Source organism: Azospirillum sp. A23 (genome assembly GCF_042938965.1).
GTDB classification, from domain to species: domain Bacteria; phylum Pseudomonadota; class Alphaproteobacteria; order Azospirillales; family Azospirillaceae; genus Azospirillum; species Azospirillum melinis.
This window is the reverse complement of sequence record NZ_CP170667.1, coordinates 2051293-2077080: the sequence shown is the minus strand read 5'-3', so window position 1 is coordinate 2077080 and position 25788 is coordinate 2051293. Positions and strand designations below refer to the sequence as shown.

27 protein-coding genes are annotated in these 25788 nt (G+C 67.3%); 15 read left to right on the top strand and 12 right to left on the bottom strand.

The window, feature by feature from the left end; genetic code table 11:
* The first annotated feature begins 233 nt into the window (after positions 1 to 233).
* The 4 genes from ABNQ40_RS27150 to queC all read left to right on the top strand — a co-directional run bounded on the left by ABNQ40_RS27150 (position 234) and on the right by queC (position 5252).
* Positions 234 to 1559, top strand: coding sequence for an O-acetylhomoserine aminocarboxypropyltransferase (locus ABNQ40_RS27150; RefSeq protein ID WP_109051329.1), 1326 nt, complete (start codon positions 234 to 236; stop codon positions 1557 to 1559).
* 10 nt (positions 1560 to 1569) lie between these two features.
* Positions 1570 to 2385, top strand: a complete 816-nt coding sequence (locus ABNQ40_RS27145; protein ID WP_109051328.1) for an alpha/beta fold hydrolase — start codon at positions 1570 to 1572, stop codon at positions 2383 to 2385.
* A gap of 133 nt (positions 2386 to 2518) precedes the next feature.
* Positions 2519 to 4435 (top strand): PAS domain S-box protein, encoded by a 1917-nt coding sequence (locus ABNQ40_RS27140; RefSeq protein WP_247879968.1) that lies wholly within the window; start codon positions 2519 to 2521, stop codon positions 4433 to 4435.
* An 88-nt stretch (positions 4436 to 4523) separates the two neighbouring features.
* Entirely contained in the window at positions 4524 to 5252 is a 729-nt protein-coding gene (gene queC / locus ABNQ40_RS27135; RefSeq protein WP_109051327.1) for a 7-cyano-7-deazaguanine synthase QueC, read from the top strand.
* A 41-nt stretch (positions 5253 to 5293) separates the two neighbouring features.
* Here queC and ABNQ40_RS27130 read toward each other — a convergent pair whose 3' ends face one another.
* A complete protein-coding gene (locus ABNQ40_RS27130; RefSeq protein WP_109051326.1) occupies positions 5294 to 6298 on the bottom strand; it encodes a tripartite tricarboxylate transporter substrate binding protein in 1005 nt (334 codons plus the stop codon).
* A gap of 403 nt (positions 6299 to 6701) precedes the next feature.
* Here ABNQ40_RS27130 and ABNQ40_RS27125 point away from each other — a divergent pair, with 403 nt between their 5' ends.
* The 3 genes from ABNQ40_RS27125 (at position 6702) to ABNQ40_RS27115 (ending at position 9041) form a co-directional block, all read left to right on the top strand.
* Positions 6702 to 7178 carry a tripartite tricarboxylate transporter TctB family protein gene (locus ABNQ40_RS27125; protein ID WP_109051325.1) on the top strand — a complete coding sequence of 159 codons (477 nt, stop codon included), beginning with the start codon at positions 6702 to 6704 and terminating at the stop codon, positions 7176 to 7178.
* The gene (locus ABNQ40_RS27120) at positions 7175 to 8677 is read left to right on the top strand and encodes a tripartite tricarboxylate transporter permease (protein ID WP_391347923.1); all 1503 of its coding nucleotides are present in this window, start codon (positions 7175 to 7177) and stop codon (positions 8675 to 8677) included. The genes ABNQ40_RS27125 and ABNQ40_RS27120 overlap by 4 nt, the downstream gene beginning before the upstream one ends.
* 130 nt (positions 8678 to 8807) lie before the next feature.
* Complete coding sequence (locus ABNQ40_RS27115) at positions 8808 to 9041, top strand: hypothetical protein (RefSeq protein WP_109051323.1); 234 nt, start codon at positions 8808 to 8810, stop codon at positions 9039 to 9041.
* Between the two features lie 111 nt (positions 9042 to 9152).
* Here the strand turns inward: ABNQ40_RS27115 and ABNQ40_RS27110 are convergent, their stop codons facing one another.
* Both ABNQ40_RS27110 and ABNQ40_RS27105 read right to left on the bottom strand, forming a co-directional pair.
* Entirely contained in the window at positions 9153 to 9515 is a 363-nt protein-coding gene (locus ABNQ40_RS27110; protein WP_199235403.1) for a cupin domain-containing protein, read from the bottom strand.
* 12 nt (positions 9516 to 9527) lie between these two features.
* Complete coding sequence (locus ABNQ40_RS27105) at positions 9528 to 10253, bottom strand: HAD family hydrolase (protein WP_109051322.1); 726 nt, start codon at positions 10251 to 10253, stop codon at positions 9528 to 9530.
* Positions 10254 to 10566: 313 nt separating this feature from the next.
* On the opposite strand from ABNQ40_RS27105, the gene ABNQ40_RS27100 reads away from it, so the two are divergent.
* Positions 10567 to 10779, top strand: coding sequence for a DUF1127 domain-containing protein (locus tag ABNQ40_RS27100; protein ID WP_098740467.1), 213 nt, complete (start codon positions 10567 to 10569; stop codon positions 10777 to 10779).
* Positions 10780 to 10991: 212 nt separating this feature from the next.
* Here the strand turns inward: ABNQ40_RS27100 and ABNQ40_RS27095 are convergent, their stop codons facing one another.
* Positions 10992 to 12128, bottom strand: a complete 1137-nt coding sequence (locus ABNQ40_RS27095) for a type III PLP-dependent enzyme (protein ID WP_109051321.1) — start codon at positions 12126 to 12128, stop codon at positions 10992 to 10994.
* Between the two features lie 439 nt (positions 12129 to 12567).
* Here ABNQ40_RS27095 and ABNQ40_RS27090 point away from each other — a divergent pair, with 439 nt between their 5' ends.
* On the top strand, positions 12568 to 13146 hold the full coding sequence (locus tag ABNQ40_RS27090) for an MgtC/SapB family protein (RefSeq protein WP_109051320.1): 579 nt from the start codon (positions 12568 to 12570) through the stop codon (positions 13144 to 13146).
* Here the strand turns inward: ABNQ40_RS27090 and ABNQ40_RS27085 are convergent.
* The 5 genes from ABNQ40_RS27085 to ABNQ40_RS27065 all read right to left on the bottom strand — a co-directional run bounded on the left by ABNQ40_RS27085 (position 13112) and on the right by ABNQ40_RS27065 (position 17233).
* Complete coding sequence (locus ABNQ40_RS27085) at positions 13112 to 14314, bottom strand: multidrug effflux MFS transporter (protein ID WP_109051319.1); 1203 nt, start codon at positions 14312 to 14314, stop codon at positions 13112 to 13114. The two genes, ABNQ40_RS27090 and ABNQ40_RS27085, sit on opposite strands and share 35 nt — an antisense overlap.
* A gap of 142 nt (positions 14315 to 14456) precedes the next feature.
* The gene (locus ABNQ40_RS27080) at positions 14457 to 14645 is read right to left on the bottom strand and encodes a hypothetical protein (protein WP_109051318.1); all 189 of its coding nucleotides are present in this window, start codon (positions 14643 to 14645) and stop codon (positions 14457 to 14459) included.
* 16 nt (positions 14646 to 14661) lie between these two features.
* Positions 14662 to 15603, bottom strand: a complete 942-nt coding sequence (locus ABNQ40_RS27075; protein WP_109051317.1) for a bifunctional riboflavin kinase/FAD synthetase — start codon at positions 15601 to 15603, stop codon at positions 14662 to 14664.
* Positions 15604 to 15739: 136 nt separating this feature from the next.
* On the bottom strand, positions 15740 to 16189 hold the full coding sequence (locus ABNQ40_RS27070; RefSeq protein WP_012973248.1) for a MaoC family dehydratase: 450 nt from the start codon (positions 16187 to 16189) through the stop codon (positions 15740 to 15742).
* 465 nt (positions 16190 to 16654) lie between these two features.
* Entirely contained in the window at positions 16655 to 17233 is a 579-nt protein-coding gene (locus ABNQ40_RS27065; protein WP_109051315.1) for a septal ring lytic transglycosylase RlpA family protein, read from the bottom strand.
* Between the two features lie 169 nt (positions 17234 to 17402).
* On the opposite strand from ABNQ40_RS27065, the gene ABNQ40_RS27060 reads away from it, so the two are divergent.
* Positions 17403 to 18452: an alpha/beta hydrolase gene (locus ABNQ40_RS27060; protein ID WP_109051314.1), complete on the top strand. Its 1050-nt coding sequence runs from the start codon at positions 17403 to 17405 to the stop codon at positions 18450 to 18452.
* A gap of 30 nt (positions 18453 to 18482) precedes the next feature.
* Positions 18483 to 19496, top strand: coding sequence for a DUF6352 family protein (locus ABNQ40_RS27055; RefSeq protein ID WP_109051313.1), 1014 nt, complete (start codon positions 18483 to 18485; stop codon positions 19494 to 19496).
* A gap of 28 nt (positions 19497 to 19524) precedes the next feature.
* Here ABNQ40_RS27055 and ABNQ40_RS27050 read toward each other — a convergent pair whose 3' ends face one another.
* Positions 19525 to 20685 carry an AI-2E family transporter gene (locus tag ABNQ40_RS27050; RefSeq protein ID WP_247879967.1) on the bottom strand — a complete coding sequence of 387 codons (1161 nt, stop codon included), beginning with the start codon at positions 20683 to 20685 and terminating at the stop codon, positions 19525 to 19527.
* Positions 20686 to 20810: 125 nt separating this feature from the next.
* On the opposite strand from ABNQ40_RS27050, the gene ABNQ40_RS27045 reads away from it, so the two are divergent.
* The gene (locus ABNQ40_RS27045; protein ID WP_109051312.1) at positions 20811 to 21338 is read left to right on the top strand and encodes a CreA family protein; all 528 of its coding nucleotides are present in this window, start codon (positions 20811 to 20813) and stop codon (positions 21336 to 21338) included.
* 28 nt (positions 21339 to 21366) lie between these two features.
* Here the strand turns inward: ABNQ40_RS27045 and ABNQ40_RS27040 are convergent, their stop codons facing one another.
* Positions 21367 to 22320, bottom strand: coding sequence for a succinylglutamate desuccinylase/aspartoacylase family protein (locus tag ABNQ40_RS27040; protein ID WP_109051311.1), 954 nt, complete (start codon positions 22318 to 22320; stop codon positions 21367 to 21369).
* Between the two features lie 298 nt (positions 22321 to 22618).
* Between ABNQ40_RS27040 and ABNQ40_RS27035 the strand changes: the two genes are divergently transcribed.
* On the top strand, positions 22619 to 23485 hold the full coding sequence (locus ABNQ40_RS27035; protein ID WP_109051310.1) for an N-formylglutamate amidohydrolase: 867 nt from the start codon (positions 22619 to 22621) through the stop codon (positions 23483 to 23485).
* A gap of 58 nt (positions 23486 to 23543) precedes the next feature.
* Here the strand turns inward: ABNQ40_RS27035 and ABNQ40_RS27030 are convergent, their stop codons facing one another.
* On the bottom strand, positions 23544 to 23864 hold the full coding sequence (locus ABNQ40_RS27030) for a DUF1476 domain-containing protein (protein ID WP_109051309.1): 321 nt from the start codon (positions 23862 to 23864) through the stop codon (positions 23544 to 23546).
* Between the two features lie 237 nt (positions 23865 to 24101).
* Here ABNQ40_RS27030 and ABNQ40_RS27025 point away from each other — a divergent pair, with 237 nt between their 5' ends.
* Both ABNQ40_RS27025 and purC read left to right on the top strand, forming a co-directional pair.
* Entirely contained in the window at positions 24102 to 24875 is a 774-nt protein-coding gene (locus ABNQ40_RS27025; protein ID WP_109051308.1) for an NRDE family protein, read from the top strand.
* 146 nt (positions 24876 to 25021) lie between these two features.
* Positions 25022 to 25786 (top strand): phosphoribosylaminoimidazolesuccinocarboxamide synthase, encoded by a 765-nt coding sequence (purC, locus tag ABNQ40_RS27020; RefSeq protein WP_042697247.1) that lies wholly within the window; start codon positions 25022 to 25024, stop codon positions 25784 to 25786.
* Positions 25787 to 25788: the final 2 nt, after the last annotated feature.

Below are 25788 nucleotides of genomic sequence, written 5' to 3'. Positions count from 1 at the left end.
GCACTTGTTGCAACTTGTTCTCATTCGCGCAAACTTGTCAATTGGCCGGCTTTTTCATCGATCCAACCACCTTGACGCACGCGTCACGTCTCCATACGCTTCCGCACCGTCGATGCCGCAGGAATGCGGGTTGAACAGGGCTGGCAAATAAGACGCTGAAAAGCAAAGGGGGCCGCTCCATCGCAGGCGGCCCTCTTTTAATTTTCGGTGCCAACTTCGAGGGGAGGGGGAGCATGGCTGGCGCCAAGTTTCTGAAGTTCGACACGCAGAGCCTGCATGCGGGGCAGAAGCCCGATCCGGCCACCGGGGCGCGGGCGGTTCCGATCCATCTGACCTCCTCCTACGTCTTCAGCGACGTCGATCAGGCGGCGGCGCTGTTCAACCTGGAGCGGCCCGGCCACATCTATTCGCGCATCTCCAACCCCACCGTCGCGGTGCTGGAAGAGCGGCTGGCGACGCTGGAAGGCGGGGTGGGCGCGGTCTGCACCGCCAGCGGACAGGCGGCGCTGACGCTCGCCATCATGACGCTGATGGGGGCGGGCGGGCACATCGTCGCCTCCTCCTCCATCTACGGCGGCAGCCGCAACCTGCTGGCCTATACCCTGCCGCGCTTCGGCATCACTACGACCTTCGTCCATCCGCGCGACTTCGACGGCATCCGCGCCGCGATCCGTCCGGAAACCCGGCTGGTCTTCGGCGAGGTGCTGGGCAATCCCGGGCTGGAGGTGCTGGACGTGCCGAAGGTCGCGGCCATCGCGCATGAGGCCGGCATCCCGCTGCTGATCGACTCGACCTTTACCACCCCCTATCTCTGCCGGCCGTTCGAGCATGGCGCCGATCTGGTCATGCATTCCTGCACCAAGTGGCTGAGCGGGCATGGCACCGCCATCGGCGGCGTGGTGATCGATGGCGGCCGCTTCGACTGGGAGGCGTCGGGCAAGTTCCCGACCCTGACCGAGCCCTATGCCGGCTATCACGGCATCGATTTCGCCGAGGAATACGGCCCGGCCGCCTTCATCGCCCGCGCCCGTGCCGAGGGCCTGCGCGATTTCGGCGCCTGCATGAGCCCGATGAACGCCTTCCAGATCCTGCAGGGCGTGGAAACGCTGCCGCTGCGCATGAAGTGCCACATCCACAACGCCCGCAAGGTCGTCTGCTTCCTGGAAGGGGAGTTGAATTCGGAGAAGGGTGCGGTCGCCTGGGTCTCCTATCCGGAGCTTGTCGATCATCCCGACCATGCTCTGGCCGCCCGGCTGCTGCCGCATGGCGCCGGTTCGATCATCTCCTTCGGCATCCGGGCCGGTGCGCAGGGCGGCGGCCGCGAGGCCGGACGGCGCTTCATCGAGTCGCTGACGCTGTTCTCGCACCTCGCCAATGTCGGCGACGCCAAGTCGCTGGTGATCCATCCGGCCAGCACCACCCACGCCCAGCTCGACGCCGAAGCGCTCGCCGCCTCCGGGGTGGGGGAGGACATGATCCGCCTGTCCATCGGGTTGGAGGATTGCGAAGACCTGATCGACGACCTGAAGCAGGCGCTGCGCGCCGCCACCAAGGGCTGAGGGCCGCGCCATGCAGCTGACCGTCAACGGAAACCCCGTCTTCGTTCACACCGGCGGCTGGGACATCGACCCCGCCCGTCCGGCTGTCGTGCTGATCCACGGCGCCGGCATGGACCACAGCGTGTGGAGCCTGCAAAGCCGCTATCTCGCCCACCATGGCCGCTCCGTCCTGGCGGTCGATCTGCCCGGCCATGGCCGCTCCGGCGGCGAGCCGCTGGACAGCATCGCCGCCATCGCCGACTGGGCGATCGCCCTGCTGGACGCCGCCGGGCTGGAGCGGGCGGCGCTGGTCGGCCATTCCATGGGCGCGCTTGTGGCGCTGGACGCCGCCGCACGCCATGGAGGCCGGGTCGAGGCGGTGGCATTGCTGGGCGTGGCGGAGCGGATGCCGGTCCATCCGGACCTGCTGGCCGCGGCCCATGCCGGCGAACAGTCGGCCATCGAGATGGTGATCGGCTGGGGCTCCGGCCCGCGCGGCCATGGCGGTGCCCAGGGCGGCGGCTGTCCGACGCCGGGGCTGGCGCTGATCCCCGGCGGGCGCCGGCTGATGGCTTCGGTGCGTCCGGGCGTGCTGGGCGTCGATCTCGCCGCCTGCAACGACTATGGGCAGGGGGCCGATGCCGCTGCGATGGTCGGCTGTCCGGCGCTGTTCCTGCTGGGCGCGCTCGACAAGATGACCCCGGCGAAGGCCGGACGGTCGCTGGCCACCCGCGTCAAGACATCGCAGGTCGTCGTCCTGCCGCAGACCGGGCATATGGTGATGACCGAGTCCCCCGATGCGGTGCTGGAATCATTGACATCCTTCCTGTCCCTGCGGCGGGGATAGGGGTTTCAACGCGGAAATCATGCACCCGGAGTCGGGTTAATCCTGACATGAACCGTTAACGCCCTCTGGTTACCCTGCGGACGGCGGGATCGAGCGCAATCCCGCCGTCCGCATCAGGGTCGGGGGTGTCGTCTTGCAGGATGGCCTGTCCAGGGAACTCAGGATCGGCGGCCTGTTCCAGGATCGCCGCGAGCTTGTCGCGGTGCTGTCGCCGGACGGGCGTGTCTGCCACATTGGCGACTCCGCGGGCGATCTGCTGGGCTATCCGCCGGAGGCCCTGACCGGCGCGTCGCTCGGCGAGCATATCCACCCCGACGATGTCGAGGAGGCGCAGCACCGGCTGCAACTCCGCGTGAACGCTCCCGCGGGCAGCAGCGGCCGCACCGTTTTCCGCTTCCGCCATGCCGATGGCGGCTGGCGCTGGCTGGAGGTCACCACCCGCAACGAACTGGCCGATCCGGCCATCGGCGGGCTGGTGCTGAACATCCGCGACATCAGCGACCACATCGCCCTGTCGGAACGGCTGCGCGCCAGCGAGGCGCGCTATCGCACCCTGGCGGAGGCGGTGCCGGTCGGCATATTGCAGGCCGATTCCGCCGGGCAGGTGCAGTTCGCCAATGCCCGTCTGGCCGGGATCACCGGGCTGGAGCCCGACCGGTTGCTCGGCAGGGGCTGGCTCGATGCCGTGCATCCGGAGGACCGGGAGCGGGTGGCGGCGGATTGGCGGTTGGACTCGGGCTGCGATGCCGCGGCGACCGATTTCCGCTTCCACGATCCCGACGGCACGGGCGCCGACCGCCGGGTGCTGTGCCAGCGCATCCGCCTGGAGGATGGCGGCACCATCGCCACCATCACCGACGTCAGCGAATATGTGCTCACCGCCAACGCGCTCCGCCTGTCGGAGGCGCGCAACGAGGCGGTTCTCGACACTGCCGCCGACGCGATCCTGACCGTCGACGAGGCGGGCGTGCTGCTCAGCTTCAACCGTGCGGCGGAGGCCATGTTCGGCGTTGCGGCGGGCGACCTGCTGTGGCGTCCGCTCGACCGCCTGATCCCGCTGGCCGATTTGCGGGAGGAGGGCGGCATCCGGCTGGAGTTCGCGCCCGGCCAGGCCACCGCCCTGGTCGCCCGCGACCGCGCAGCGGAGGCGGAGCGTGCCGACGGCACCCGTTTTCCGGTCGAACTGTCGGTCAGCGCCAGCGAAGTGGAGGGGCGGCGGGTCTATACCGCCATTCTTCGCGACGTGACCGAGCGCCGGCGGGCCGAGGCCGAGCTTCTGGCCGCCAAAGAGGCGGCGGAGGCCGGCAACCAGGCGAAATCGACCTTCATCGCGACGATGAGCCACGAGTTGCGCACCCCGCTGAACGCGGTGATCGGCTTTTCCCAACTGCTGGAGACGCAAGCCGGGACTGCCGCGGCGGGTGGGCGGCAAAATGACTTGGTGGCTGACTGCGTCGGGGCGATCCGGCAGGCCGGCGAACAGCTTCTGGCGATCATCGACGACATCCTCGACATGGCGCGCGTCGATGCCGGCGGGTTCTCGCTGGTCGAAGGATCGGTGAACCTGTCGGCGTTGATCGAGCGCGTGGTGGCGGATCTGCGCTTCCACGCCACCCGTCAGGGCGTGACGGTCGAGGTGGCGGCCGACGGCGACCTGCCGCCCATCCGCGGCGACGACCGCCGCCTTGGGCAGGCCTTGGGGAACCTGCTGTCCAACGCCATCAAGTTCAGCCATCCGGGTGGCCCGGTCAGCCTGACCGCCGGGCTCGCCACCGATGGCTGGGTGGAGTTGACGGTGCGCGACCGCGGCGTCGGCATGCGGCAGGAGGACGTCGAAAAAGCGCTCACCCCCTTCGGCCAGATCGACCAGACCGTCACCCGCCGTCACGAAGGCATCGGTCTCGGCCTGCCGCTGGCGCTGCGTCTGGTTGAGGCGCATGGCGGCACGCTGACGTTGGACAGTGCGCCGGGGCAGGGCTGTACCGCCACCATCCGGCTGCCGCCGTCGCGCATCATGACCATCGCCGAGTTGCTGGCGTCGATGTCCTGAACTGGCCTGTGCCGCCCGAATGTGCCAGAAGCTGTCGCGGGATGTCCGCCCTGTCGGGCGGACGGTTTCGGAAAGGCAGAGGTGTGCGATGGCGGATCGGAACGGTGTCAGGGACGCGGTGGTGCTGGTCAGCGGCGGGCTCGACTCGACGACGGTGCTCGCCATCGCCAAAGCCGAAGGCTATCGGGTCAATGCGCTCAGCTTCCGCTACGGCCAGCGCCATTCGGTGGAACTGGAAGCAGCGCGGCGGGTGGTGGCGGCGATGGGGGTGGAGCGGCATGTGATCGCCGACATCGACCTGCGCGCCTTCGGCGGCTCGGCCCTGACCGACTCCATCGCCGTGCCGAAGCACGACAGTGCCGCCGATCTGCAAGCCGGGCTGGGCGAGGGCATCCCCGTCACCTACGTCCCGGCGCGCAACACCGTCTTCCTGTCCTTCGCGCTGGCCTGGGCGGAAACACTGGGGTCTTCCGACCTGTTCATCGGCGTCAATGCGCTGGATTACTCCGGCTATCCCGACTGCCGCCCCGAATACATCGCGGCCTTCGAAACACTCGCCAACCTTGCCACCAAGGCCGGGGTCGAAGGCACCAGCCGCTTCAAGATCCATGCGCCGCTGATGACGCTGGACAAGGCCGCCATCGTCCGCCGCGGGCTGGAGCTGGGGGTGGACTACAGCCTCACCCACTCCTGCTACGACCCGACGCCGGAGGGGCTGTCCTGCGGCGCCTGCGACAGCTGCCTGCTGCGTCTCAAGGGCTTTTCCGAAGCCGGAATGACCGACCCGATCCGTTACGATACCGGAACGAAGGCCTAACGGACCGGATCGTTTCGCAATCGGTTCTTATATCCAGGCCGTCACTTCCAGGGCATCTCGGTCCACAGGCTGCGGAACTCGCCGTCCAACTGCTTCAGCTCGGCGGCGAAGGCGTCGGGGCCGACGATGCGTAACGGCTGGAAGGTCTCGCGCGCCTTGGCCTGGAATTCCGGATCCATGGCGGCCTTGGTGACCGCCTCGATCAGGGTGCGGCGGATCTCCGGCGGCAGGCCTTTCGGAGCACCGATGCCGCGCATCGACACCATGTCGATGGCATAGCCCTGCTCGCGGAAGGTCGGCAGGTCGGGCGCCATGTCCCAGCGCGAGCGGCTCATCACGCCCAGCATCCGCACCGGATCGCCACCGGCGATTCCGCGCAGCCCCTCGCCCAGATTCTGGTCGCAGATCTGGATGTGCTGGCCCAGCATCGCCCGGTAGTTCTCGGCGCTGCCGGGAAACGGCACATGGGTGAGGTGAACCGCGGTCTGCCGTTCCAGCAGAAGCATGGCGAGATGGTCGTCGGAGCCGATGCCGGTCGAACCGACGGTGAGAACGCGCGGATTGGCCTTGGCATTGGCGACGACGTCCGCGACCGAGCGGAAGGGGCTGTCGGCGCGGACGGTCATCACGCCGGGATCGTCGACGATGTTCACCAGCGGGTCCAACCGGTCGAGGCCATAGCGCGCCTGCCGTTCGATCGGGATGGTGATGAGGTTCGGCGTGTTGATGAAGCCGATGGTGTAGCCGTCGGGCACGGCGTCGGCGATGGCGGCGAAGCCGATTTCCCCGCCGGCGCCTGGGCGGTTCAGGATGACGATCCGGACGCCGCCCAGATACCGCTCGATATAGGGCGCCAGCATGCGGGCCGTCACGTCGGTCGATCCGCCGGCCCCATAGGCCACGATCATGGTGATCGGCTTCTCCGGATAGGCGGCCTGCGCCGCCGGGCCGGCCGCGGCGCACAGAACCAGCGCCGCCAGCACCGTGCCGAGAAGGGATGCGGCACGGCCACCGGCCTTGCGCAGTAATCGGGTCGCTGCTGTCATCGTTCCATCCCTTCTTTCGTGCCGATGCGTCTGGCGCCGGTCCCGCTCGCTTCGGCAGCCGCATCCACATCGGCGCTTATGCGTGCATTGAATAAATTTATTGATATCGAAAAGGGTGTCCTGGCGCAAAATGCCGCGGGTAAAGTTTGATAATTCCCTTATGTCGCGAATTAAAGCGCGCAATGACATGCATATGACACTCGACGGAGATGCGACGTGGGGCAATAATGCAACCCGCGGATTCGGGTGCCGAGGGTTCGGAACGGCCAGTGTGGACTGCGCCCGGTTGGGGGCGGCCCCGCTCCCTCCCGTGCCCCTCGTCCGATGAACTCGTTCCACGAAGCGAGAGCGCTGCATCCGGCCTACTCGCCGTCGCGTGCCTGAGAGAGCGGACATCCATCCAATGACACATACCCTGAGATCGCCACGGCCGGCTGCCTTCCGGCTGAGATCGCCCCAGGACCTTGCGGCCGGGCTGCTGCTCGCCGCCATCGCACTCGGCGGGCTGTGGCTGGCGCGCAATTGGGAAGCCGGGTCGCTGGCCATGATGCAGGCCGGCTTCTTCCCGCGGCTCGTCTGCTATTTCCTGCTGGCATCCGGGCTCGCGACGATGTTTCGCGCCCTGACCGCCGATGCGCCGGCGGCGCTGGCCTGGGCATGGCGGCCGTCGGTCGCCATCACCGTCGCGGTGGTGGCCTTCGCCGCCCTGCTCGACAAGCTGGGGCTGGTGCTCGCCATCCTGGCGTTGATCGGCATCGGCGGGCTGGCCGGCCGGCCGCTGCGTCCGGGTCCCTTCACCGCGCTGTGGGCCACGCTGGCCTCCGCTTGCGTCGCCATCTTCTCCTGGGGACTGGGCCTGCCGCTCCAGATCTGGCCATGATGGACGTCTTCGCCAATCTCTGGCTCGGGCTGGGCGTGTCGGTCGAGCCGATGAACCTGCTCTATTGCTTCCTCGGCGCCCTGATCGGCACGCTGATCGGCGTTCTGCCGGGGCTGGGGCCGACGGCGACGGTGGCGCTGCTGTTGCCGATCACCTTCTACCTGCCGCCGGTCGGCGCGCTGATCATGTTGGCCGGCATCTTCTACGGTGCCCAGTATGGCGGCTCGACCACCGCCATCCTGGTGAAACTGCCGGGCGAATCCTCGTCCGTCATGACCTGTCTGGACGGCAACGCCATGGCGCGGCAGGGCCGCGGTGGCGTGGCGCTGGCGACTGCGGCGCTGGCCTCGCTGTTCGCCGGCGTCGTGACAACGCTGGTCATCGCCGTCGCCGGTCCGCCGCTGGCCGGGGTGGCGCTGGCCTTCGGGCCCTCGGAATATGTGGCGCTGATGCTGGTCGGCCTGATCGGCGCGGTGATCCTCGCCCATGGATCCGTCGTCAAGGCGGTGGCGATGATCCTGATCGGGCTGCTGCTCTCCATGGTCGGCACCGACGTCAATTCCGGCCAGATGCGCTTCACTTTCGACATCCCGCAGCTTTATGACGGGCTGGACTTCGTGCCGCTCGCAATGGGGCTGTTCGGGCTGGCCGACATCATCATCAATCTGGAGGAGACGGAGGGACGCGGTATCGAACCGTCGCCGATCCATCGGCTGTGGCCGAGCTGGCAGGACTTCAAGGACGCTTGGCCGGCCGCCGTGCGCGGCACGGCTCTCGGCGCCTTCCTCGGCATCCTGCCGGGCGGCGGGGCGACGTTGAGCGCCTTTTCCTCCTACGCGCTGGAAAAGAAGGTGGCGCGCGATCCGGCCGCCTTCGGCAAGGGCGCCATCCAGGGCGTGGCCGGACCGGAGGCCGCCAACAACGCCGGCGCCCAGGCCAGCTTCATCCCGATGCTCAGCCTCGGCATCCCGTCCAACGCGGTGATGGCGCTGATGATCGGCGCGATGATGATCCACGGCATCACGCCGGGCCCGCAGATCATGACCAAGCAGCCCGACCTGTTCTGGGGCATGATCGCCAGCATGCTGGTCGGCAACGTCATGCTGGTGGTGCTGAACCTGCCGCTGATCGGCATCTGGGTGCGGCTGCTGCGCGTTCCCTACGCCTACCTGTTCCCGGCCATCCTGGTCTTCTGCTGCATCGGCACCTACAGCCTGCGCAACGACGTGTTCGACGTGGTGATGATGGCCGGCTTCGGTCTGTTCGGCTATGTGCTGAAGAAGCTGGACTGCGAACCGGCGCCGCTGCTGCTGGGCTTCGTCCTCGGCCCGCTGCTGGAGGAGAATCTGAGCCGGGCGATGCTGCTGTCGCATGGCGACCTGGGCATCTTCGTCTCCCGGCCGATCAGCGCCGGCCTGATGGCGGTGGCTGCCGGCCTGCTGGCCCTGATCCTGCTGCCGGCCTTCCGCCGCCAGCGTGAGGTGGCCTTCAAGGAATAGGCGCGGGCTCTTTTGCCGGCTCCAGTAAGCGCGTCCTGCGGCAATCCGCTGCGGGACTCGCTCCTTGCCAAACAAGATAAAATTTTATATAAAAGCATATCGATTGTTGGGAACGGTGAGGGAGCGCATCATGGCCGCCACCGCCTGGATGGGACAGCGTCTGCCCGGCCGCGCCGCGCGGGCCGTAGAGCGCGCACATCGCCGTGCCAATGCCCGCAAGCGCGGCTGGTCCCGCGACATCGCCCGCCTGATGCTGGTCGCCTCCATCCTCGTCCTGGGCGTGCTGGCGGTGGAAATCGGGCGCAAGGCCGTCACCATTCTCAGCCACAACACCGCCCAGCAGTCCGTCGAGATCACCGGCTAGAGTGTGATCGGTTCAAGCGGAATCGCTTGACGCGTGAATCACACGGGAAACCAAAAGCTTGGAGTCTGTCTGGTGCTTCAATAAGCACCAGACAGACTCTAGGCGGGCGGGTCAGGGCAGGATCACCACATAGCGCTTGGTGGTGGCTGCGGCCACCGTCCAGCTTCCCTGGAAACCCGGTTCGATAACGAAACGGTCCCCGGCCTTCAAGGTCCATGACCGGCCATCGTCATGGGCGACGATGCTCTCGCCCTCCAGAATCTCGCAATACTCCCACTCGTCATAGACGATGCGCCAGGAGCCGGGCGTCGAATGCCATGTGCCGGCGAACCGCTTGCCGTCGGGCGACTCGTAGCCGTTCCAGCTGGTGAAGACCGGCGCACCCGACAGGATGCGCTCGGCCGCCGGTGCGCCGGTTTCGGGCGTGATGCCGTCGAGGTCGGCCAAGAGCGATAGGGGAGTGGACAGGGTCATCGTCAGGGTTCCTTACCAGTCGGCCAGCAATGCCGGCAGGTCGCGGACCGACTCCAGCCGGCGGTAATGCTCATCGGGCACCTCGGCCTCTTCGTGGGCCCAGGTGATGGCATAGGGGATATGGACGGCATGGGCGCCGGTCGCCAGCACCGGCAGGATGTCGGAACGCACCGAGTTGCCGACCATCAGGAAGCGGGCCGGATCGATGCCGTGGCGGTCCATCACCCGACGGTAGGTGGCCGGGTCCTTTTCACTGACGATCTCCACCGCGTGGAAGAGGTCCGACAGGCCGGAGCGCGCGATCTTGCTTTCCTGGTCGAACAGGTCGCCCTTGGTGATCAGCACCAGCCGGTGACGGCCGGCCAGCCCCTCCACCACCTCCTTCACGCCGGGCAGAAGCTCCACCGGATGCTCCAGCATCGCCTTGCCGAAGTCGATCAGGCTTTGCAGGTCACGGGCGGGGACATGGCCGTCGGTGACGGCGATCGCCGTCTCGATCATCGACAGCACGAAGCCCTTGATGCCGTAGCCATAGACGCTGAGGTTCGCCCGTTCCGCCTCCAGCAGGCGGCGGTCCAGGTCGGTCGGGTCGGCGGCGTGGGCCAGCAGGGCGCGGAAGCGGTCCTGCGTCATCGAAAACAGCGATTCATTGTGCCAGAGCGTGTCGTCGCCATCGAAGCCGATGGTCTCGAACTGCTGGCCAGCGGGGGAGCCGGCGGGGCTGGGGATGCTGCTCATGAGCCTGTCCACTGGTCTGCTGGATTGATCCGTAAGTAAAACAATACATCGCCCAAGTCGGTCTGCCTTGTCCAGGGGGTGCCGGTGTGGGGGTCCTTTATTGTCAGTCTGGCGAACGGTAAGTATCCGCAATGACGAATTTGCCACAGATCGGTGACATTCCATGGCGAGTTCTTCGCTGCCTGCAAAGCGGGCATGTTGCCGTCGGGGGTGGCAACATGGCCCAAAGAAGCATAATTATATTTCCACACAAGGAGGACGTGATCGCCGACCGGCGGACCCTCCAAAACAAGACATCTCAGGAATCTCCATCATGGCAACCCTTCTGCACTCCGCCGAGACCGGCCACGCCAACACCACCTTCGGCCATGTGGTCGAAATCGCTTCGAACCTGCTGGGCCTGTGGCGCCAGCGCGTCGTCACCCGCCGCGAGCTGGGCTATCTGGACGACCGTATGCTCCAGGACATCGGCTTCAGCCGCCTGGATGCCGAGCGTGAGATGTCGAAGCCGTTCTGGCGCGAATGAGCGCCTGTACGCCGGCCGGCGAACGCACTGAAAAAGGCCGCTTCCGTTGATCGGAGGCGGCCTTTTTCTTTGTCCGATACTTGGGGCTGCTCAAGAAATAGGCTGCACAAAAAACAGCTGACCGGAAAAGAGAAAGCCCGCCGCCGGGTGAACCGGCAGGCGGGCTTTCTCTTGGCGGACTGCCGGGCAGCGCAGCGCCCCGCCCCGCATCCTCAGATGCAGTAGTGCTTGAGCGGCTCGAAGCCGTTGAAGCAGACGGCCGAGTAGGTCGTGGTGTAGGCGCCGGTGGCGTGGATGCGCACGCGGTCGCCGCACTTCAGGTCCACCGGCATCTTGTAGTCGGCACGCTCGTACAGCACGTCGGCGCTGTCGCAGGTCGGTCCGGCCAGAATCACCGCCTCGCGGTCGCTCTCCAGATCATCGCCCAGCACCTCGATCGGGTACTGGATCGCCTCGTCCATCGTCTCGGCCAGACCGCCGAACTTGCCGATGTCGAGATAGACCCAGCGCTTGGTGTCCTCGGCCGACTTGCGCGACACCAGGACCACTTCGCTTTCGATGATGCCGGCGCTGCCGACCATGCCGCGACCCGGCTCCACGATGGTCTCCGGCAGGTGGTTGCCGAAGTGGGTGCGCAGCGAGTCGAAGATCGCCTGGCCATAGGCGGTGCATTCCGGCACGTCGGTGCGGTAGCGGGTGGGGAAGCCGCCGCCCAGGTTGATCATGCCGAGGTCGACGCCCAGCACCTCAAGCTCGCGGAACAGCTGCGCCACCTGGAAGATGGCGTGATCCCACTGCATCAGGTCCTTCTGCTGAGAGCCGACATGGAACGACACGCCATAGGGCTGCACGTTCATGTCGCGGGCCTTCAGCAGCAGCTCGCGCGCCATCTTCAGGTCGCAGCCGAACTTGCGCGACAGCGGCCATTCGGCGCCTTCGCCCGAGGTCAGGATGCGGCAGAAGACGCGGGCGCCCGGGGCGGCGCGCTCGATCTTCTCCAGTTCCGGCTCGCTGTCGAAGGCGAACAGGCGCACGCCCAGTTCGAAGGCACGGCGGACGTCGCTTTCCTTCTTGATGGTGTTGCCGAAGGAGATGCGGTCCGGGGTGGCGCCGGCGGCCAGCGCCATCTGGATTTCCGGGACCGAGGCGCAGTCGAAGGCCGAGCCGAGACGGGCCAGCAGGCTGAGGATTTCCGCGGCCGGGTTCGCCTTCACCGCATAGAAGATGCGGGCGTCGGGCAGGGCGTCGTGCAGATCGTTGTAGTTCTGCTCGACGACATCCAGGTCGATGACGAGGCAAGGGGTCTGCGGGCGCTGCTCTTCGAAAAAGCGCGCAATCTTCTGGGTCATCGAGGTCTCCTGGGACGCAAGATGATGGAACGGAACGGGCGAAGTCGGGGGGAACGGAGCGGCCGAGCGGGCCGATCAGCAACTGAAAAAGCTGATCAGGCGCTCAAGCCGCCAATACTGGATTTCCCCGTACAGAACCCTGTTCTGTCCGTATGGTCCAGGAGCGGCAAATTTCGGAGACGGGTGAGCACGCGCCCACCCACAACAACATCAACCATCGTAACCTCCAAGTCGCCGCCTTGTTTAAGGGACGGTCGGGGATCACGCGTTACGTCGTTGCATAACCACATCTCGGAGACGCCGAGGGGCGGGCCAGCGGCACGTGCGCTTGCGAGTTCGCGTTACATAGATCCAACGCGAACGATTGCAAAGTGAAAAATGCCGTCTGCCCCAAAAAAGTGGCAGACCGTTTGGAGGGCGGAAAAACCGGAGCAATTTCATGGGCTTGACCAGTGTTCTGACTGCCGGGGAAATCGGGCTGCGGCTGCTGGCGGCGGCCCTGTGCGGCGCTTTGCTTGGACTCGACCGCGAGATGCGAGGCAAAGCGGCGGGGTTGCGCACGCATACGCTGATATCCATCAGCTGTGCGCTGACCACGCTGGTCGCATTGGAGCTTTACGCCGGGCTGCAGGCGACGGGGGACGAGCGGCCGAGCGATCCTGTCCGCGTCATCCAGGGCGTGGCCCAGGCGGTCGGCTTCATCAGCGCCGGCGTGATGTTCCGCTCGGGCGACACCGTGCGCGGGGCGACCACCGCGGCGGTGATCTGGGTGGCCGGTGCGCTGGGGATCGCCTGCGGCGCCGGATACTACATGCTGGCGGGGATGACGCTGGGCCTCTGCCTGCTGGTGACGATCCTGTTCACCGTCCTGCTGGATCGTTTTCCACAGTTGGGCAAAGAGGACGGCGACGACGACGGGAAGGCTCGGAAACGCCGCGGCACCTCCCGCCACTCCTCCCGTCACGCCTCCCAACAGGGCCGGATCAGGCGGATCGCCCGCTCGTCGCCGCGGGGATGACCAGCAGCCGGTGCGCCAGCAGGGCGCCCAGCGCGACCAACCCGATGGCCCCCATCATCGGCAGGGCGGTGCCGTCGTTCATGTGGCCGACGACAATGCCGATGACCGCGGCGATGGCCATCTGTGCGAAGCCCAGCAGCGAGGAGGCCAGCCCGGCCATGGTGGCGTAGGGACCGACGGCGTTGGCGCTGGCGTTCGGCAGGGTCAGTCCGGTGCCCAGGATGAACAGGAAGACCGGCACCACGATGGCCAGCAGGTGCAGCACCCCGGCCAGCGCCAGCGCCCCGCCGACCAGCCCGCCGCCCATCGACAGCAGCGTGCCGATCCGGATCATCCGCGCCCCGCCCAGCCGCGGCGTCAGCCGCCCGGCCAGGAAGGTGCCGAGCATGTAGCCCAGCACCACCGCGCCGAAGCTGGCGCCATACTGGGCCGGGGTCAGGTGCATCTGGTCGATCAGCACGAAGGAGGAGCCGGAGATGAAGGAGAAGATGCCGCTGTACGAGAAGGCGACCACCAGCACATAGCCGAGGAAGCCGCGGTTGCGCAGCAAAAGCAGATAGTTCGCCGCCAGCCGGCTTGGCCTCAGGGCGTCCTCGTCGCGATGCGCGTTGGTCTCGCCCAGCAACGACCAGACGGCGGCCAGGATGCAGCAGGCGAAGACGGTCAGCAGCACGAAGTTGGCGCGCCAGCCGAACCATTCCGTCAGCACGCCGCCCAGCATCGGCCCCACCGCCGGGGCGAGCGCCATCGCCATCGACATATAGGCCAGCACCGTTGCCGCCCGGTCGCGCCCGAACACGTCGCGCACCACCGCGCGCGCCACCACCGGTCCGCAGCAGGCGCCCAGCGCCTGGAAGAAGCGGGCGGCGATCAGCGCATCGATGCTGCTGGTCATGGCGCAGACGGCGCTGGCCGCCAGATAGATCGCCACCCCCACCAGCAGGGTGGGGCGCCGGCCGAACCGATCCGACATCGGCCCATAGACCAGCTGCGACACCGCGAAGCCGACCAGGAAGATCGACAGGGTCAGTTGCACCGTGGCGACATCGGTGCCGAACACCCGTACCAGCGTCGGCAGCGACGGCAGATACAGGTCGGTGGACAGCGGGCCGAAGGCGACGAGCGCCGTCAACAGGATGCGGATGGTCAGGGAGTCTGGGCGGGGCATGGGGATTCGGGAGGATTCGGGGCGGCTTGCGGCGGGAAGCGGGGGCGGGGCGGCACTGTATCAGAGGAAACCATCGCCGCCAGCGCGGATCGCAGGCCGCCTGTTCAATGCCGTTGCCAAGCCTGTCGCGCGTTCAGCGCGGTCAGTTGGCCGGCAGCGTCATGCGGATACAGCGCGACAGCACGGTGTTGCCGGTCATCTCGCGGTAATTCTGGATGATGATCGGCTCGGCCGCCTTGCACTGCTCCAGGCTGGCGAACTCCAGCGTGGTCGGGCCCCCCTGGTTCAGCATGAACAGCAGCATCAGGATGCGTTCCACCCCTTGGCCCATTCCGATTCCCCTCCCGTCAGCCGGCCGCCAGCACGGCGCGGGCGGCGGCGGCATCCTGCACGATCTGGTCCTTCAGCGCATCGAAGCTGGGGAACTTCATCTCCGGCCGCAGGAAATCGATCATCTGGACGCGCAGATGCAAATCGTACAGGTCGAGATCGACATCGAACAGGTGGGCCTCCAGCCGTGCCACCGTGCCGTCCACCGTGGGGCGGGCGCCGAGATTGGCGACGCCCGGCAGCCAGACCGTCTCGCCGGCGCGGTCGATGCCGGCGCGCACCGCATAGACGCCGAAGGCCGGACGCAGATACTCGCCCAGCTCGATGTTGGCGGTGGGGAAGCCGATGGTGCGGCCGCGCTGGTCGCCATGGACGACGCGCCCTTCGATCTCCCACGGATGGCCCAGCACATGGGCGGCCTCGCGCGGCCGGCCGGCGGTCAGCGCGTCGCGCACGCGGGTGGAGGAATAGACGCCGCCCTGTTCGTCGGACACCGGCCCGACCTCGGTCACGCCGAAGCCCTGGGCGCGTCCGGCCTGCAGCAGGAAGGCGGGATCGCCCGACCGCCTGTGCCCGAACAGGAAGTCATAGCCGCAGACGACATGCCGCACGCCCAGCCCGCCGACCAGGATCTCGTCGACGAAGGCCTGCGCGGTCTTGTGGCGGAAGCCGTCATCGAAATGGCAGACGATCAGCTGGTCGACGCCCAGCGCCTCGATGTGGCGGGTCTTGACGCGGAAGGGCGTCAGGCGGAAGGGCGGGTCGTCGGGACGGAAGACGCTGCGCGGGTGCGGTTCGAAGGTGACGACGGCGGACGGCGCCCCCAGTTCCGCGGCAAGGCGCTGGGCGGTGCCGATGACCGTCTGATGCCCGCGATGGACGCCGTCGAAATTGCCGAGCGCCACGACGGCGCCCCGCTCTTCGGCCGGCAGGTCGGCGGTGTGTCTGTACAGTCGCATGCGCGCCCCGGTGCTGTGGGCGGACCCCGGCGGGTCCGCTTGCTCGGGCGTCTATATAGACCGACGCCGGCGCGGGGTAAACGCGCCGGCGTGTTTTACGCTCGCAGACAGGCCGTGATCGATCAACCGCGGCAAATCAACCGCGGGACGGAACCATCAGCAGCGCTTCGCCTTCGACCACCACGGTCTCGCCGACGGTGCAAACCGTCTTGATGACGCAGCGGCGCTTTTCCGGGATCAGTTCGGTGATGGTGGCGCGGGCGGTGACGGTGTCGCCGGCGCGGACCGGCGCCTTGAACTTCAGGGTCTGGCTCATGTAGATGCAGCCCGGCCCCGGCAGCTTGGTACCCAGAACGGCCGAGATGAAGCCGACCGTCAGCATGCCGTGGGCGATGCGGCCCTGGAACATGGTGGTGGCGGCATATTCCTGGTTGATGTGGACCGGGTTGGTGTCGCCGGAAATGCCCGCGAACAGGACGATGTCGGCTTCCGTCACCGTCTTGGCGAAGCTGGCCGTCATGCCGACGGACAGGTCTTCGATGCAGTAGCCTTCGGTATCCTTGCGGACCTGACGCACGTCGTCCATCGCAGCAATTCCTCTTTCTCTCGGTGCCTGTTCCGGCATCTGACGCCCGGGCGCCGTGCCGTTCGCTGCAATGCGTCGTGTGCACCGCAGCGATGGGAATGGCACCACGTCTCCTCCAAAAATGCAAAAAAATCTCTAACGTTCCGCACAAGTCCGCGAGGAAGCCGGCCGCTCGCTCCGGCAGGCTTCGCCGCAATGGAAGCCGGCATGGCGGTAAAGGATTACTTGCCGGCTGAGGTATTTCAGGAGAAATCGCGGCGGATCATGGGCTTATCGCAAAAGCTTGGGCCGCTCCGGTGGATGTGGCACCGTGGGGGTGACTGTTTGGTCACCGGCTGGGGCGCCGGTGGCGAAGTCCCGTTCTTTTCAACGGTTTGACCGTATGGTGACTGTTGGTTCGGCGATGCAATAAAAATGGGGCGGTCGGCGCGGCGAATCGGAAACCCTTTTCGCCGCGCCGCAGCATTACTTGCCGGAGCCGGAGTGCGACACTGTGTCGCTTCTGCTCCCGCCGCTGTTTCCGCTGTTCCGGTTGCCGTCGCCCTGGGCGACCTGATTGCCGGGGGTCAGCTGGTCGACCTTCTCCTCCACCTTTTCGCGGGCGGTGTCGGTCGGCTGTTCCGACGGCTTGACCTCGACCTTCACCGGGGCGGTGCCATCGTCGATCATGTCCAGCTTCTTGGCGGCGGAACGCGACAGGTCGATCACGCGGCCGTCGACATAGGGGCCGCGGTCGTTGACGATGACGTCGACGCTCTTGCCGTTCTCCTGATTGGTGACGGTGGCCTTGGCACCCAGCGGCAGGGTGCGCGAGGCGGCGGTCGGCTTGTTCTGGTTCATCGTTTCGCCGCTTGCCGTGGTGCGGCCGTGGAACTTCTGGCTGTAGAAGGACGCTTCCCCCTTGTGGACGAGGATCTCCTCGCCATCCTCATGCTCTACATGCACGGGCGGAACCTTGGCCTTCTCGTTCGCCAGCACCGGGACGGCAGTCCCGCTCAGGGTCGCGGCGGTCAGCGCCAGGACGATGATGCGTGTTGTCTTCATCTGTACACCTCCAACGGCGGACCAACGCCATTCAAGGAAAAGAGTTCCCTCGCAGAGTCGATACAAGACATCGCCACTATTTCTGGTTTCTAATATCTTGACGAATTCGGAGTGGGTTGCCCTCGGGGGTGCCCTTCCGGTCCGCAACACAACGGTCAGGGGAGAAAGCATGGCCGATGATGCCGCCTGGACTGCATCCGAATTTGCGGCGGATCGCCTCGCCAATGGTGTTTCCGCCCCGGCTGAGATACGTCACGTGGCGATGCCCGACGGGGTTCGGCTGCGCGTCGCCGTCTGGCCGGTGCCGGAGCGGGCCCGCGGCACGGCGCTGGTGCTGACCGGCCGGGCGGAGTTCATCGAGAAATATGCCGAAACCGCGGAGGCCCTGACCGCCCGCGGCTTCCGCGTCGTGGCGTTCGACTGGCGCAACCAGGGCCTGTCCGACCGGCCCTTGCCCAACCGGCAGATCCATCACCTGACCGATTTCGCGACGCTGGTGGACGATCTCGACGAGGTCCATCGGCAGGTGGTGGCGCCGGTCGCGGCCGAGACGGGCGGCCCGGTGATCGTGCTGGCCCATTCGATGGGTGGGCTGGTGGCGACGCTGGCGCTTGTCCGCCATGCCGATGACGATCCGGACCGCTACGCAGCCGTTCTGCTGGCGGCGCCGATGTACGCCATCCACAGCGGGCCGCTGCCGCGCTGGCTGGTGCGGGTGCTGGCCAGCCTCGGGCTCGCCTGCGGCTGGGGCGCGCGCTATGCGCTGGGCCAGGGCGATTACGACCCGGCGGAGGGGAGCTTCGGTCGGGACAACAAGATCACGACCGACCCGCGACGCTACGCCGCCTTCCACACCCCCTATGCCGAGCGGCCGGAGCTGCGCGTCGGCGGGGTCAGCTTCGCCTGGGTCGCCGCCGCCCTGGATGCGGAGGATGCGCTGCGCCGCGTCCTGCCGCTGGAACGGGTGCGCACGCCGGTGCTACTGCTGAGCGCGCCGGAGGACCGGGTGGTGCGGGCGGAGGCCCACCAGATGGTGGCCGCCCGGCTCGGCAACGCCCATGTCGTCGGCTATCCCGGCGCCCGGCACGAGCTGCTGATGGAAGGCGACGCCATCCGCGACCGGGTGTGGGCGGACATCGACGCCTTTCTCGACAGGACCCTCGGCACTGGGGCCTCGCACAAGACACTTGCGCCGGCCGGCGGCTCTGTCGTCGGATAGGCCCCTTCAGGACCAAAGGTGCCCAGCAGCATGACCGATTTCTGGACGGCGTCCGGTTTCCACCTGTTGACCCGCGACGCCGACAACCATCTGGCGGTGACGCCCGATTTCCTGCGCGCCTACCTGCTCCGGCCCGAGATGCGCCCACCGGAGGAGGCCTGCGACGCGGAACGCACGCTGCACGCCGCCTTGCTGGACGATCCGGCGCGGATCGTGCCGGCTCCGCTGATCGATGCCATCGCCGATGCGGACGCACGGGAGAATTTCCAGGTCTGGCTGGCCTTCCGCGACCGGCTGCTCGCCGCCGGGACGTTGGAGGGCTGCTACATCCGCCTGTTCCGTGAGGGCGCCCGCGGCGTGCCCGGCCTGTTCATCGACCAGCTGGTCCACGCCATCCTGCGCGGCATCCTGGACGAAACGCCGTCCGGCCTGCGGGCGCGGGCGGGGGAGCTGTTCTTCCGCGAGCAGACGGTGTCGGTGGAGGACGGCCGCGTCCGCGTCGCCGATGCCGAGATCGTGGAGACGATGGCGGCCTCCGGCGGCTTCGGCTCGCTCGGCCGTCTCGTCGTGGAAGCCGGCACCGCCCCGCGCAGCGTCGAGCTGGACATTCTGGACGAGACCAACCACCCGCTCTACTGGGGCCGCGACGGCCGGCACGACACGGTGCTGGACATCACCTTCGCCGCCGCCGGGCTGGATGCGCTGGCCCGCGTGCTGGAGGCCTGGGTCGGGCATTTCCTGGGGGTAACCGTCAGCATCCAGCCGGTGCAGAACATCCGCGACGACCGTTGGGTCTGGCATGTCGGGCTGGACAGTGCCGCCACCGCGATCCTCAACGACCTGTACAACGGGGTCGAGGTTGGGGAGGAGCGGCTGGCCCGCATCCTCGCTTTGTTCCGCCTGGACTTCGCCGATCCCGCCGCCATGCGCCCCGACCTCGCCGGTAGGCCGGTCTATCTGGGGCTGGCGATGACGGAAGCGCGGCGGCTGAAGCTGAAGCCGCAGAACCTGCTGGTGAATCTGCCGCTGGCCTCGGTGGCGTGAAAGGGGTTTGAGGGGGCCTTGGCCCCGCTCAGTCGCCCAGCAGTGCTCCGACCGGCTTCAGCGGTTCGTGCGCGTCGAACAGGATCTTCAGGATCGCCAGGATCGGCACGGCCAGCAGCGCGCCGGGGATGCCCCACAGCCAGCCCCAGAACAGGATCGACACGAACACCGCGATGGGGTTCAGCGACAGCCGGCGGCCGACGATCATCGGGGTGAGGAAATTGCCCTCGATCGTCGTCAGCGCCACGAAGGACAGCGGCGGCAGGATGATGGTGCCGAGGCCGTCGAAGGTCAGGACCGACACCAGGAAGAGCACGCCGGTCATCACCGCCGGGCCGATGAAGGGGATGTAGTTGGCCAGCGCCACCATCACCCCCCACAGCGCCGGATTGGGCAGCCCCCACAGCCACATCAACAGGCCGGTCGCCAACCCCAAAATCGCGTTGATCAGGGTGATGGTCAGCAGATAGGCGGCGATGTTCTGCTGCAGCGTCGCCGCGACCATCGCGTAATGCACGCGGTCGTCGACGTTGCGCATGGTGCCGATCAGCGCCTCCAGAGAATGCCGGCCGCGGGCGAGGAAGAAGTAGAGCAGCACCAGCAGGATCACGACATTGGCCAGCACCGTTTCGACCTGGCTGACCGCCTGCTCCATCAGCGTCGGACCGCGCACCACCACCTCGCGCACCGGTCCGGCCTGGTTGCCGGTCTCCTTGGTGATCTGCTCGATCTGGCGCGACGCTTCGCGGGCGCGGTCGATGCCGGCACGGATGTCGCCCAGCTTGAACTCCAGCTCGTGCATGACCCGGGGCATGCGGTTGACCCACTCCGCCGCCGGGCCTGACAGGGTGTAGACCGCCAGCAGCACGCCGCCGAACAGCGATACCACCATGATGGCGGCGCCGATGCCCTCTGGCACGCGGACGCGGTAGAGGGCGCGGACCAGCGGCCGAAGCAGGAAGCTCAGGATCAGCGCCAGCATGATCGGCAGCAGCACGTCGCGCCCGAAATACAGCGCGAACAGCACGGCGATGACGAACAGGCCGACGGTGGCGATGGTTTGCGCATTGCGGCGATGACCGGGCGGGGGCAGAGGTTCGGTCGCCGGTTCCGGCGTGCCGGCAAGCGGAGCCTCTGGCGCAGGGGGATGCGCGGGGGGAATCGAGGCGAACTGGCTGCGGTCTGTCATCGCGGTGGCCGGACCTCCGAAGGAGGGCGCTTGACGGTGGCACCCGATCCTCCGATCTAGGGGAGTGTTTTGCCGGACCGCGCGGCCCGCGGTCCCCGCCCGTCCTTGCCGGAGACCCAGTCGCGATGCGCAGCCCGTTTCCCCTGATGAACGTTTCCGCCGGCCTTTTGGTTCTGGGCCTGCTGACCGCCGGGCTGGCACTGCCCTCGGCGGCGCTGGCGGACGACGTGATCGGCCGCTTCTCCAACGACTGGACCGGCAACGGCCTGCAGGTCCAGGCCATCGAGGACCCCAAGGTGAAGGGGATCACCTGCCATCTGGTCGATTTCGACCGCAGCCTGATCGACCGGCTGAGCAAGGGCAACTGGTTCGAGGATCCGTCCAACGCCTCCATCGCCTGCCGCCAGACCGGGGCGGTCACCGTCGGCGACATCGACCTGTCGCAGAAGGGGGAGGAGGTCTTCTCCGAACGGAAAAGCCTGATCTTCAAGTCGATCGCCATCCGCCGCATCTATGACCGGCCGAACGACACGCTGGTTTATGTGGTGTACAGCCGACAGGTGAAGGACGCCTCGGCCAAGACCTCGATCTCCACTGTGCCGCTGTTCAGCGCGAACGCGACCTGGACGAAGGGCAAGCCGGCGGTTAAATAAGAGGGGCAGTCCGGCCCCGCCGCCACCGTCAGCCGACGATCCGCCCCAGCCGCACCGCTGTCTGGCCGGATTTCACGCGGCGGGCGGGCATGATGAGAACGCAGTCGTTATAAGGGGTCTGGATCGCGCGGGCGTCGTCCCAGCCGATGACGGTGCCGGCGCGGCCGATCACCTCCATCCCGACGAAGGGGGCGGTGAAGCGGAAGCGCTCGCTGGCGGCGGTGATGGCCTCGGTGACCTCGACCAGCCGCTGCGGATCGGTTCGCGGGCGCAGGCGCGGACCGTTCGCCGGCTGGTCTATCATCTCCAGCCCGAGAAGCAGGCGCAGGCAGCTTTCCAGCGCCACCGTCGCGGTTTCCGTCCGCCAATGCTGGCCGCATTCGACCAGGATGGCGGTGTGCGACCCCTCGGGCTTGGCGAAGTTGCCGTAATCGATCAGCCTCTTGCCCCCGGCATGACCGCCGTCCGCCACCACCCAGGCCGGATAGCCGAGGCCGAGCGCCAGATCGCGCCCGCGCGTGGTCCGTCCGCACAGGGTCAGCGGTGCCGTGTCCGCCGTCATCGAATGGAGATCGAGCAGCAAATCCGCCGATTCATAGACCGGCCGCAGGGCGCGGGCGCGGCGAAGCTCGATGCTGTCGCGCCGGCCGTCGAGATGCTCGGGCGACCACAGCCGGTTGAAATCCTCGTCCAGATAGCGCGACGCGTAAGGGTTCTGGCGGTCGAAGGTGGCGTAGGCCGCGGTATTGGCGAAGACGAAGGTCAGCCGTCCGCGCGTCGGCCGCAGTCCCATGCGCAGCAGGGCGTCCAGCGCTATGGCGCCGCACAGTTCGTTGCCGTGGACGAGCGCGTTCAGCACCACATGCGGCCCGGGCTCTGCCGCCGACAGGCTGGTGACGTGGTCGACGCCGGTGTTGCCGCGCCGGTAGGGCGCGATGTCCGGCGGCGTGAGTTCTACGGGGGCGAAGAGCGGGTCGGTCAAGCGGCAAGCTCGCCAGCGGTGGGCGCTCCGAACAGTATGGCGAACCAAGCGAGTCCACGCCAGTGCGGGCCGGTGCGCCGCCGCGGTTTTTTTGGCTGATGCGCCTAGCGCAATGTTGCGGCGGCATAGCAGCATCATGACGAATTGCCGTCGACTGCGAGTTGACGCATGGGTTATAGGATCCGCCGGATCGATAAGGGCGGCGGTGGACGTTGCGGCACTTGAACTGGCGGTTGTTCCACTCGGGCTACCTGGTTGGGGGCGATCTGGTTGAGGGTTGTCTGGTCGGAGCCGGTCGATGAGCTTCGTGATCGATGACGTTCTGGTCCGCAACGACCCGGTCGGCCGGCGCCTTCCGGTGCTGTTCGATTCGCCGCACAGCGGCAGCGTCTATCCCGACGATTTCCGGGTGATCTGCCCGCATCCGCTGCTGCGTCAGGCCGAGGACACCCATGTCGAGGATCTGTTCGCCACGGCCCCCGACCATGGCGCCACCCTGCTGTGCGCGCTGTTCCCGCGGACCTGCATCGACGTGAACCGCGCCGTCGACGACATCGACCCGGCGATGATCGACGGCGACCTGCTGCTGCCGGTGCGTCCGACCCCGCGCAGCACGCTGGGCATGGGGCTGATCCGGGCCATGCTGCGGCCGGGTGTTCCGCTCTATGACGGGAAGCTGCCGGCGTCGGTGGTTGCCGGCCGCATCGACCGCTATTACCGCCCCTACCATGCCCAGATGCGGATGGCGCTGGATGGGCTGGCGGATCGGTTCGGCGTCGTGTGGCACGTCAACTGCCATTCCATGCCGTCATCGCTGCGGCCGGACGGGCGCGATCCGCTGGCGGTGGATTTCGTCATCGGCGACCGCGATGGCACCACCAGCGAGCCGGATTTCGTCCGGCTGGTGGCGGACACCCTGCGCGGCCTCGGCCATCGGGTGGCGATCAACGATCCTTACAAGGGTGTGGAACTGCTGGCGCGCTATGGCGAGCCGGCGCGCGGCCGCCATTCGATCCAGCTGGAGATCAACCGGCGCCTCTACATGAACGAGGAGACGCTGGAGCGCCACGATGGGTTCGCGCGGCTGAAGGGCGATATCGACACGCTGATCCGCCGCATCGCCGACTATGCCGGCCAGCGCGTCCTGCACCGCGCAGCGGAATAGGCGCCCCGCCGGGATCGGGTCGGCGGGGTCGCTAAGGACGTGCAGAGGCCCGATCCGATCAGGCTTGCGTCACCTGCTGGCGCGCGATGTCCAGGAAATGCGCCATCTGCTTTTCGACGCGGTGGTCGGAGATATCGACCCCGCGGGCGTGCAGGTCGGCGCTCAGCTTGTCCCGGATGTCGTGCGGGCCGGGGGTTGCGATGTCGGTGTCCACGATCTGGCGGGCATAGGCCTCGGCGTCGGCACCGGACAGCCCCATCAGGTCGGCGGCCCATTCGCCGGCCAGCCGGTCGCGCCGGGCGCGGATGCGGAAGAGCAGGTCCTCGTCGTGCTGGAACTTGTTCTCGAAGGCCTTTTCGCGGTCGTCGAAGGTCGTCATGGGGACCCAGGCTCCTTTATTGGTTTCGCTCCCTTATATAAGGATAATATAGCCCGAAGGCGGCTGTCGTCACTGTCCCGCCGCGTCGCACCCGCGGATATTCTGCAGAGCCTCCCCGGGTGGCGGGATACCCCCAAGCGACATCCAAGGCTGTCACCACCAAATACCGACGACGCCGAAGGCCGGCATCCCCAGAGACGCAACCCCCCACAGACGCAACCGAAGACAGGGCAAGGCATGTGCAGTGTGATTCTCCTGCGGCGACCCGATGCAACCTGGCCGCTGGTCGTCGCCGGGAACCGTGACGAGATGGTGGGACGCCCCTGGCTGCCCCCGGCCCGCCACTGGCCCGACCGCCCCAACGTGGTCGCCGGGCTCGACGAGCTGGCGGGCGGCTCCTGGATGGGGCTGAACGACGAGGGGGTGGTGGCGGTCATCCTCAACCGCTTCGGCACGCTGGGGCCGGAGGCCGGCAAGCGGTCGCGCGGCGAACTGGTGCTGGATGCGCTCGACCATGCCGACGCCGCCGATGCGGCGCGCAGCTTCGCCGACCTCGACATCCGCGCCTATCGCCCGTTCAATCTGGTGATCGCCGACAACCGCGACGCTTTCCTGGTCGTCCACCGCGGCGCCAACCCGCGCCACCGGCCGGAGGTGTCGTCGATCCCCGCCGGCGTCCACATGCTGACCGCCTTCGAGATGGACGACCCGCAGGACCCGCGCACCGCCTTCTACCGCCCGCTGTTCGAGCATGCCATTCCGCCGACCCTCGACGCGCTCGACGCGGAGACCTTCGCCTGGGGCGGCTGGCCGGAGCTGATGGGAAGCCGTATCTGGGAGGGCACGCCGGACGAGCGCGGCGCCATGGATTTCCTGCTGCCCAGCGGCTTCGGAACCTCGTCCAGTTCGCTTCTCGCGGTGCCGCGGGTGGAGCGTCCCGACCTGAACCCGATCTGGCACTTCGCTCCCGGCCGGCCGCATGCGGTGGACTATGCGCCGGTGGAGCTGTGAGGCGGCGGACCTGTAAACCGGCGGCACAATCCTGCCCTCCAGCCCCCGTCGTTGTGTTCGCGCACCCGGCTTGCTATATCACTCAGGCACATTCCTGGGCCGGCAAGCTCGCTTGACCGGTCCTTACGTATTTGGACGAAGACGCGATGACACGACGCCGGCGCATCTACGAAGGCAAGGCCAAGGTACTCTTCGAAGGGCCGGAGCCGGGCACCCTGGTGCAGTACTTCAAGGACGACGCCACCGCCTTCAACAACCAGAAGAAGGGCGTCATCACCGGCAAGGGGGTGCTGAACAACCGCATCTCCGAGTATCTGATGAGTCGTCTCTCCGAGATCGGCGTGCCGACGCACTTCATGCGCCGCCTGAACATGCGCGAGCAGCTGGTGCGCGAGGTGGAGATCATCCCGATCGAGGTCGTCGTCCGCAACGTCGCCGCCGGCAGCCTGTCGCGCCGCTTCGGCATTCCCGAAGGCACGCCGCTGCCGCGGTCGATCATCGAATACTACTACAAGTCGGACGAGCTGAACGACCCGATGGTCTCGGAGGAGCACATCACCGCCTTCGGTTGGGCGGCTCCCCAGGATCTCGACGACATGGTCGCGCTCAGCCTGCGCGTGAACGACTATCTGTCCGGCCTCTTCCTCGGCATCGGCCTCAAGCTGGTGGACTTCAAGCTGGAGTTCGGCCGGCTGTGGGAGAACGAGGAGATGCGGATCGTTCTGGCGGACGAGATCAGCCCCGACAACTGCCGCCTGTGGGACGTCAAGACCAACGAGAAGCTGGACAAGGACCGGTTCCGCCAGGATCTGGGCCGTGTCGAGGAAGCCTATCAGGAGGTCGCGCGGCGCCTCGGCATCCTGCCGGAAGGCGGGCCGAGCGACGTCAAGGGTCCCAAGACGATCCAGTGACC

What these genes read in the sequence shown, in the direction of transcription:
- ABNQ40_RS27150 (WP_109051329.1), top strand. Translation starts at nt 234, where the DNA reads ATGGCTGGCGCCAAGTTTCTGAAGTTCGACACGCAGAGCCTGCATGCG.
- ABNQ40_RS27145 (WP_109051328.1), top strand. Translation starts at nt 1,570, where the DNA reads ATGCAGCTGACCGTCAACGGAAACCCCGTCTTCGTTCACACCGGCGGC.
- queC (WP_109051327.1), top strand. Translation starts at nt 4,524, where the DNA reads ATGGCGGATCGGAACGGTGTCAGGGACGCGGTGGTGCTGGTCAGCGGC.
- ABNQ40_RS27130 (WP_109051326.1), bottom strand. Translation starts at nt 6,298, where the DNA reads ATGACAGCAGCGACCCGATTACTGCGCAAGGCCGGTGGCCGTGCCGCA.
- ABNQ40_RS27125 (WP_109051325.1), top strand. Translation starts at nt 6,702, where the DNA reads ATGACACATACCCTGAGATCGCCACGGCCGGCTGCCTTCCGGCTGAGA.
- ABNQ40_RS27120 (WP_391347923.1), top strand. Translation starts at nt 7,175, where the DNA reads ATGATGGACGTCTTCGCCAATCTCTGGCTCGGGCTGGGCGTGTCGGTC.
- ABNQ40_RS27115 (WP_109051323.1), top strand. Translation starts at nt 8,808, where the DNA reads ATGGCCGCCACCGCCTGGATGGGACAGCGTCTGCCCGGCCGCGCCGCG.
- ABNQ40_RS27110 (WP_199235403.1), bottom strand. Translation starts at nt 9,515, where the DNA reads ATGACCCTGTCCACTCCCCTATCGCTCTTGGCCGACCTCGACGGCATC.
- ABNQ40_RS27105 (WP_109051322.1), bottom strand. Translation starts at nt 10,253, where the DNA reads ATGAGCAGCATCCCCAGCCCCGCCGGCTCCCCCGCTGGCCAGCAGTTC.
- ABNQ40_RS27100 (WP_098740467.1), top strand. Translation starts at nt 10,567, where the DNA reads ATGGCAACCCTTCTGCACTCCGCCGAGACCGGCCACGCCAACACCACC.
- ABNQ40_RS27095 (WP_109051321.1), bottom strand. Translation starts at nt 12,128, where the DNA reads ATGACCCAGAAGATTGCGCGCTTTTTCGAAGAGCAGCGCCCGCAGACC.
- ABNQ40_RS27090 (WP_109051320.1), top strand. Translation starts at nt 12,568, where the DNA reads ATGGGCTTGACCAGTGTTCTGACTGCCGGGGAAATCGGGCTGCGGCTG.
- ABNQ40_RS27085 (WP_109051319.1), bottom strand. Translation starts at nt 14,314, where the DNA reads ATGCCCCGCCCAGACTCCCTGACCATCCGCATCCTGTTGACGGCGCTC.
- ABNQ40_RS27080 (WP_109051318.1), bottom strand. Translation starts at nt 14,645, where the DNA reads ATGGGCCAAGGGGTGGAACGCATCCTGATGCTGCTGTTCATGCTGAAC.
- ABNQ40_RS27075 (WP_109051317.1), bottom strand. Translation starts at nt 15,603, where the DNA reads ATGCGACTGTACAGACACACCGCCGACCTGCCGGCCGAAGAGCGGGGC.
- ABNQ40_RS27070 (WP_012973248.1), bottom strand. Translation starts at nt 16,189, where the DNA reads ATGGACGACGTGCGTCAGGTCCGCAAGGATACCGAAGGCTACTGCATC.
- ABNQ40_RS27065 (WP_109051315.1), bottom strand. Translation starts at nt 17,233, where the DNA reads ATGAAGACAACACGCATCATCGTCCTGGCGCTGACCGCCGCGACCCTG.
- ABNQ40_RS27060 (WP_109051314.1), top strand. Translation starts at nt 17,403, where the DNA reads ATGGCCGATGATGCCGCCTGGACTGCATCCGAATTTGCGGCGGATCGC.
- ABNQ40_RS27055 (WP_109051313.1), top strand. Translation starts at nt 18,483, where the DNA reads ATGACCGATTTCTGGACGGCGTCCGGTTTCCACCTGTTGACCCGCGAC.
- ABNQ40_RS27050 (WP_247879967.1), bottom strand. Translation starts at nt 20,685, where the DNA reads ATGACAGACCGCAGCCAGTTCGCCTCGATTCCCCCCGCGCATCCCCCT.
- ABNQ40_RS27045 (WP_109051312.1), top strand. Translation starts at nt 20,811, where the DNA reads ATGCGCAGCCCGTTTCCCCTGATGAACGTTTCCGCCGGCCTTTTGGTT.
- ABNQ40_RS27035 (WP_109051310.1), top strand. Translation starts at nt 22,619, where the DNA reads ATGAGCTTCGTGATCGATGACGTTCTGGTCCGCAACGACCCGGTCGGC.
- ABNQ40_RS27030 (WP_109051309.1), bottom strand. Translation starts at nt 23,864, where the DNA reads ATGACGACCTTCGACGACCGCGAAAAGGCCTTCGAGAACAAGTTCCAG.
- ABNQ40_RS27025 (WP_109051308.1), top strand. Translation starts at nt 24,102, where the DNA reads ATGTGCAGTGTGATTCTCCTGCGGCGACCCGATGCAACCTGGCCGCTG.
- purC (WP_042697247.1), top strand. Translation starts at nt 25,022, where the DNA reads ATGACACGACGCCGGCGCATCTACGAAGGCAAGGCCAAGGTACTCTTC.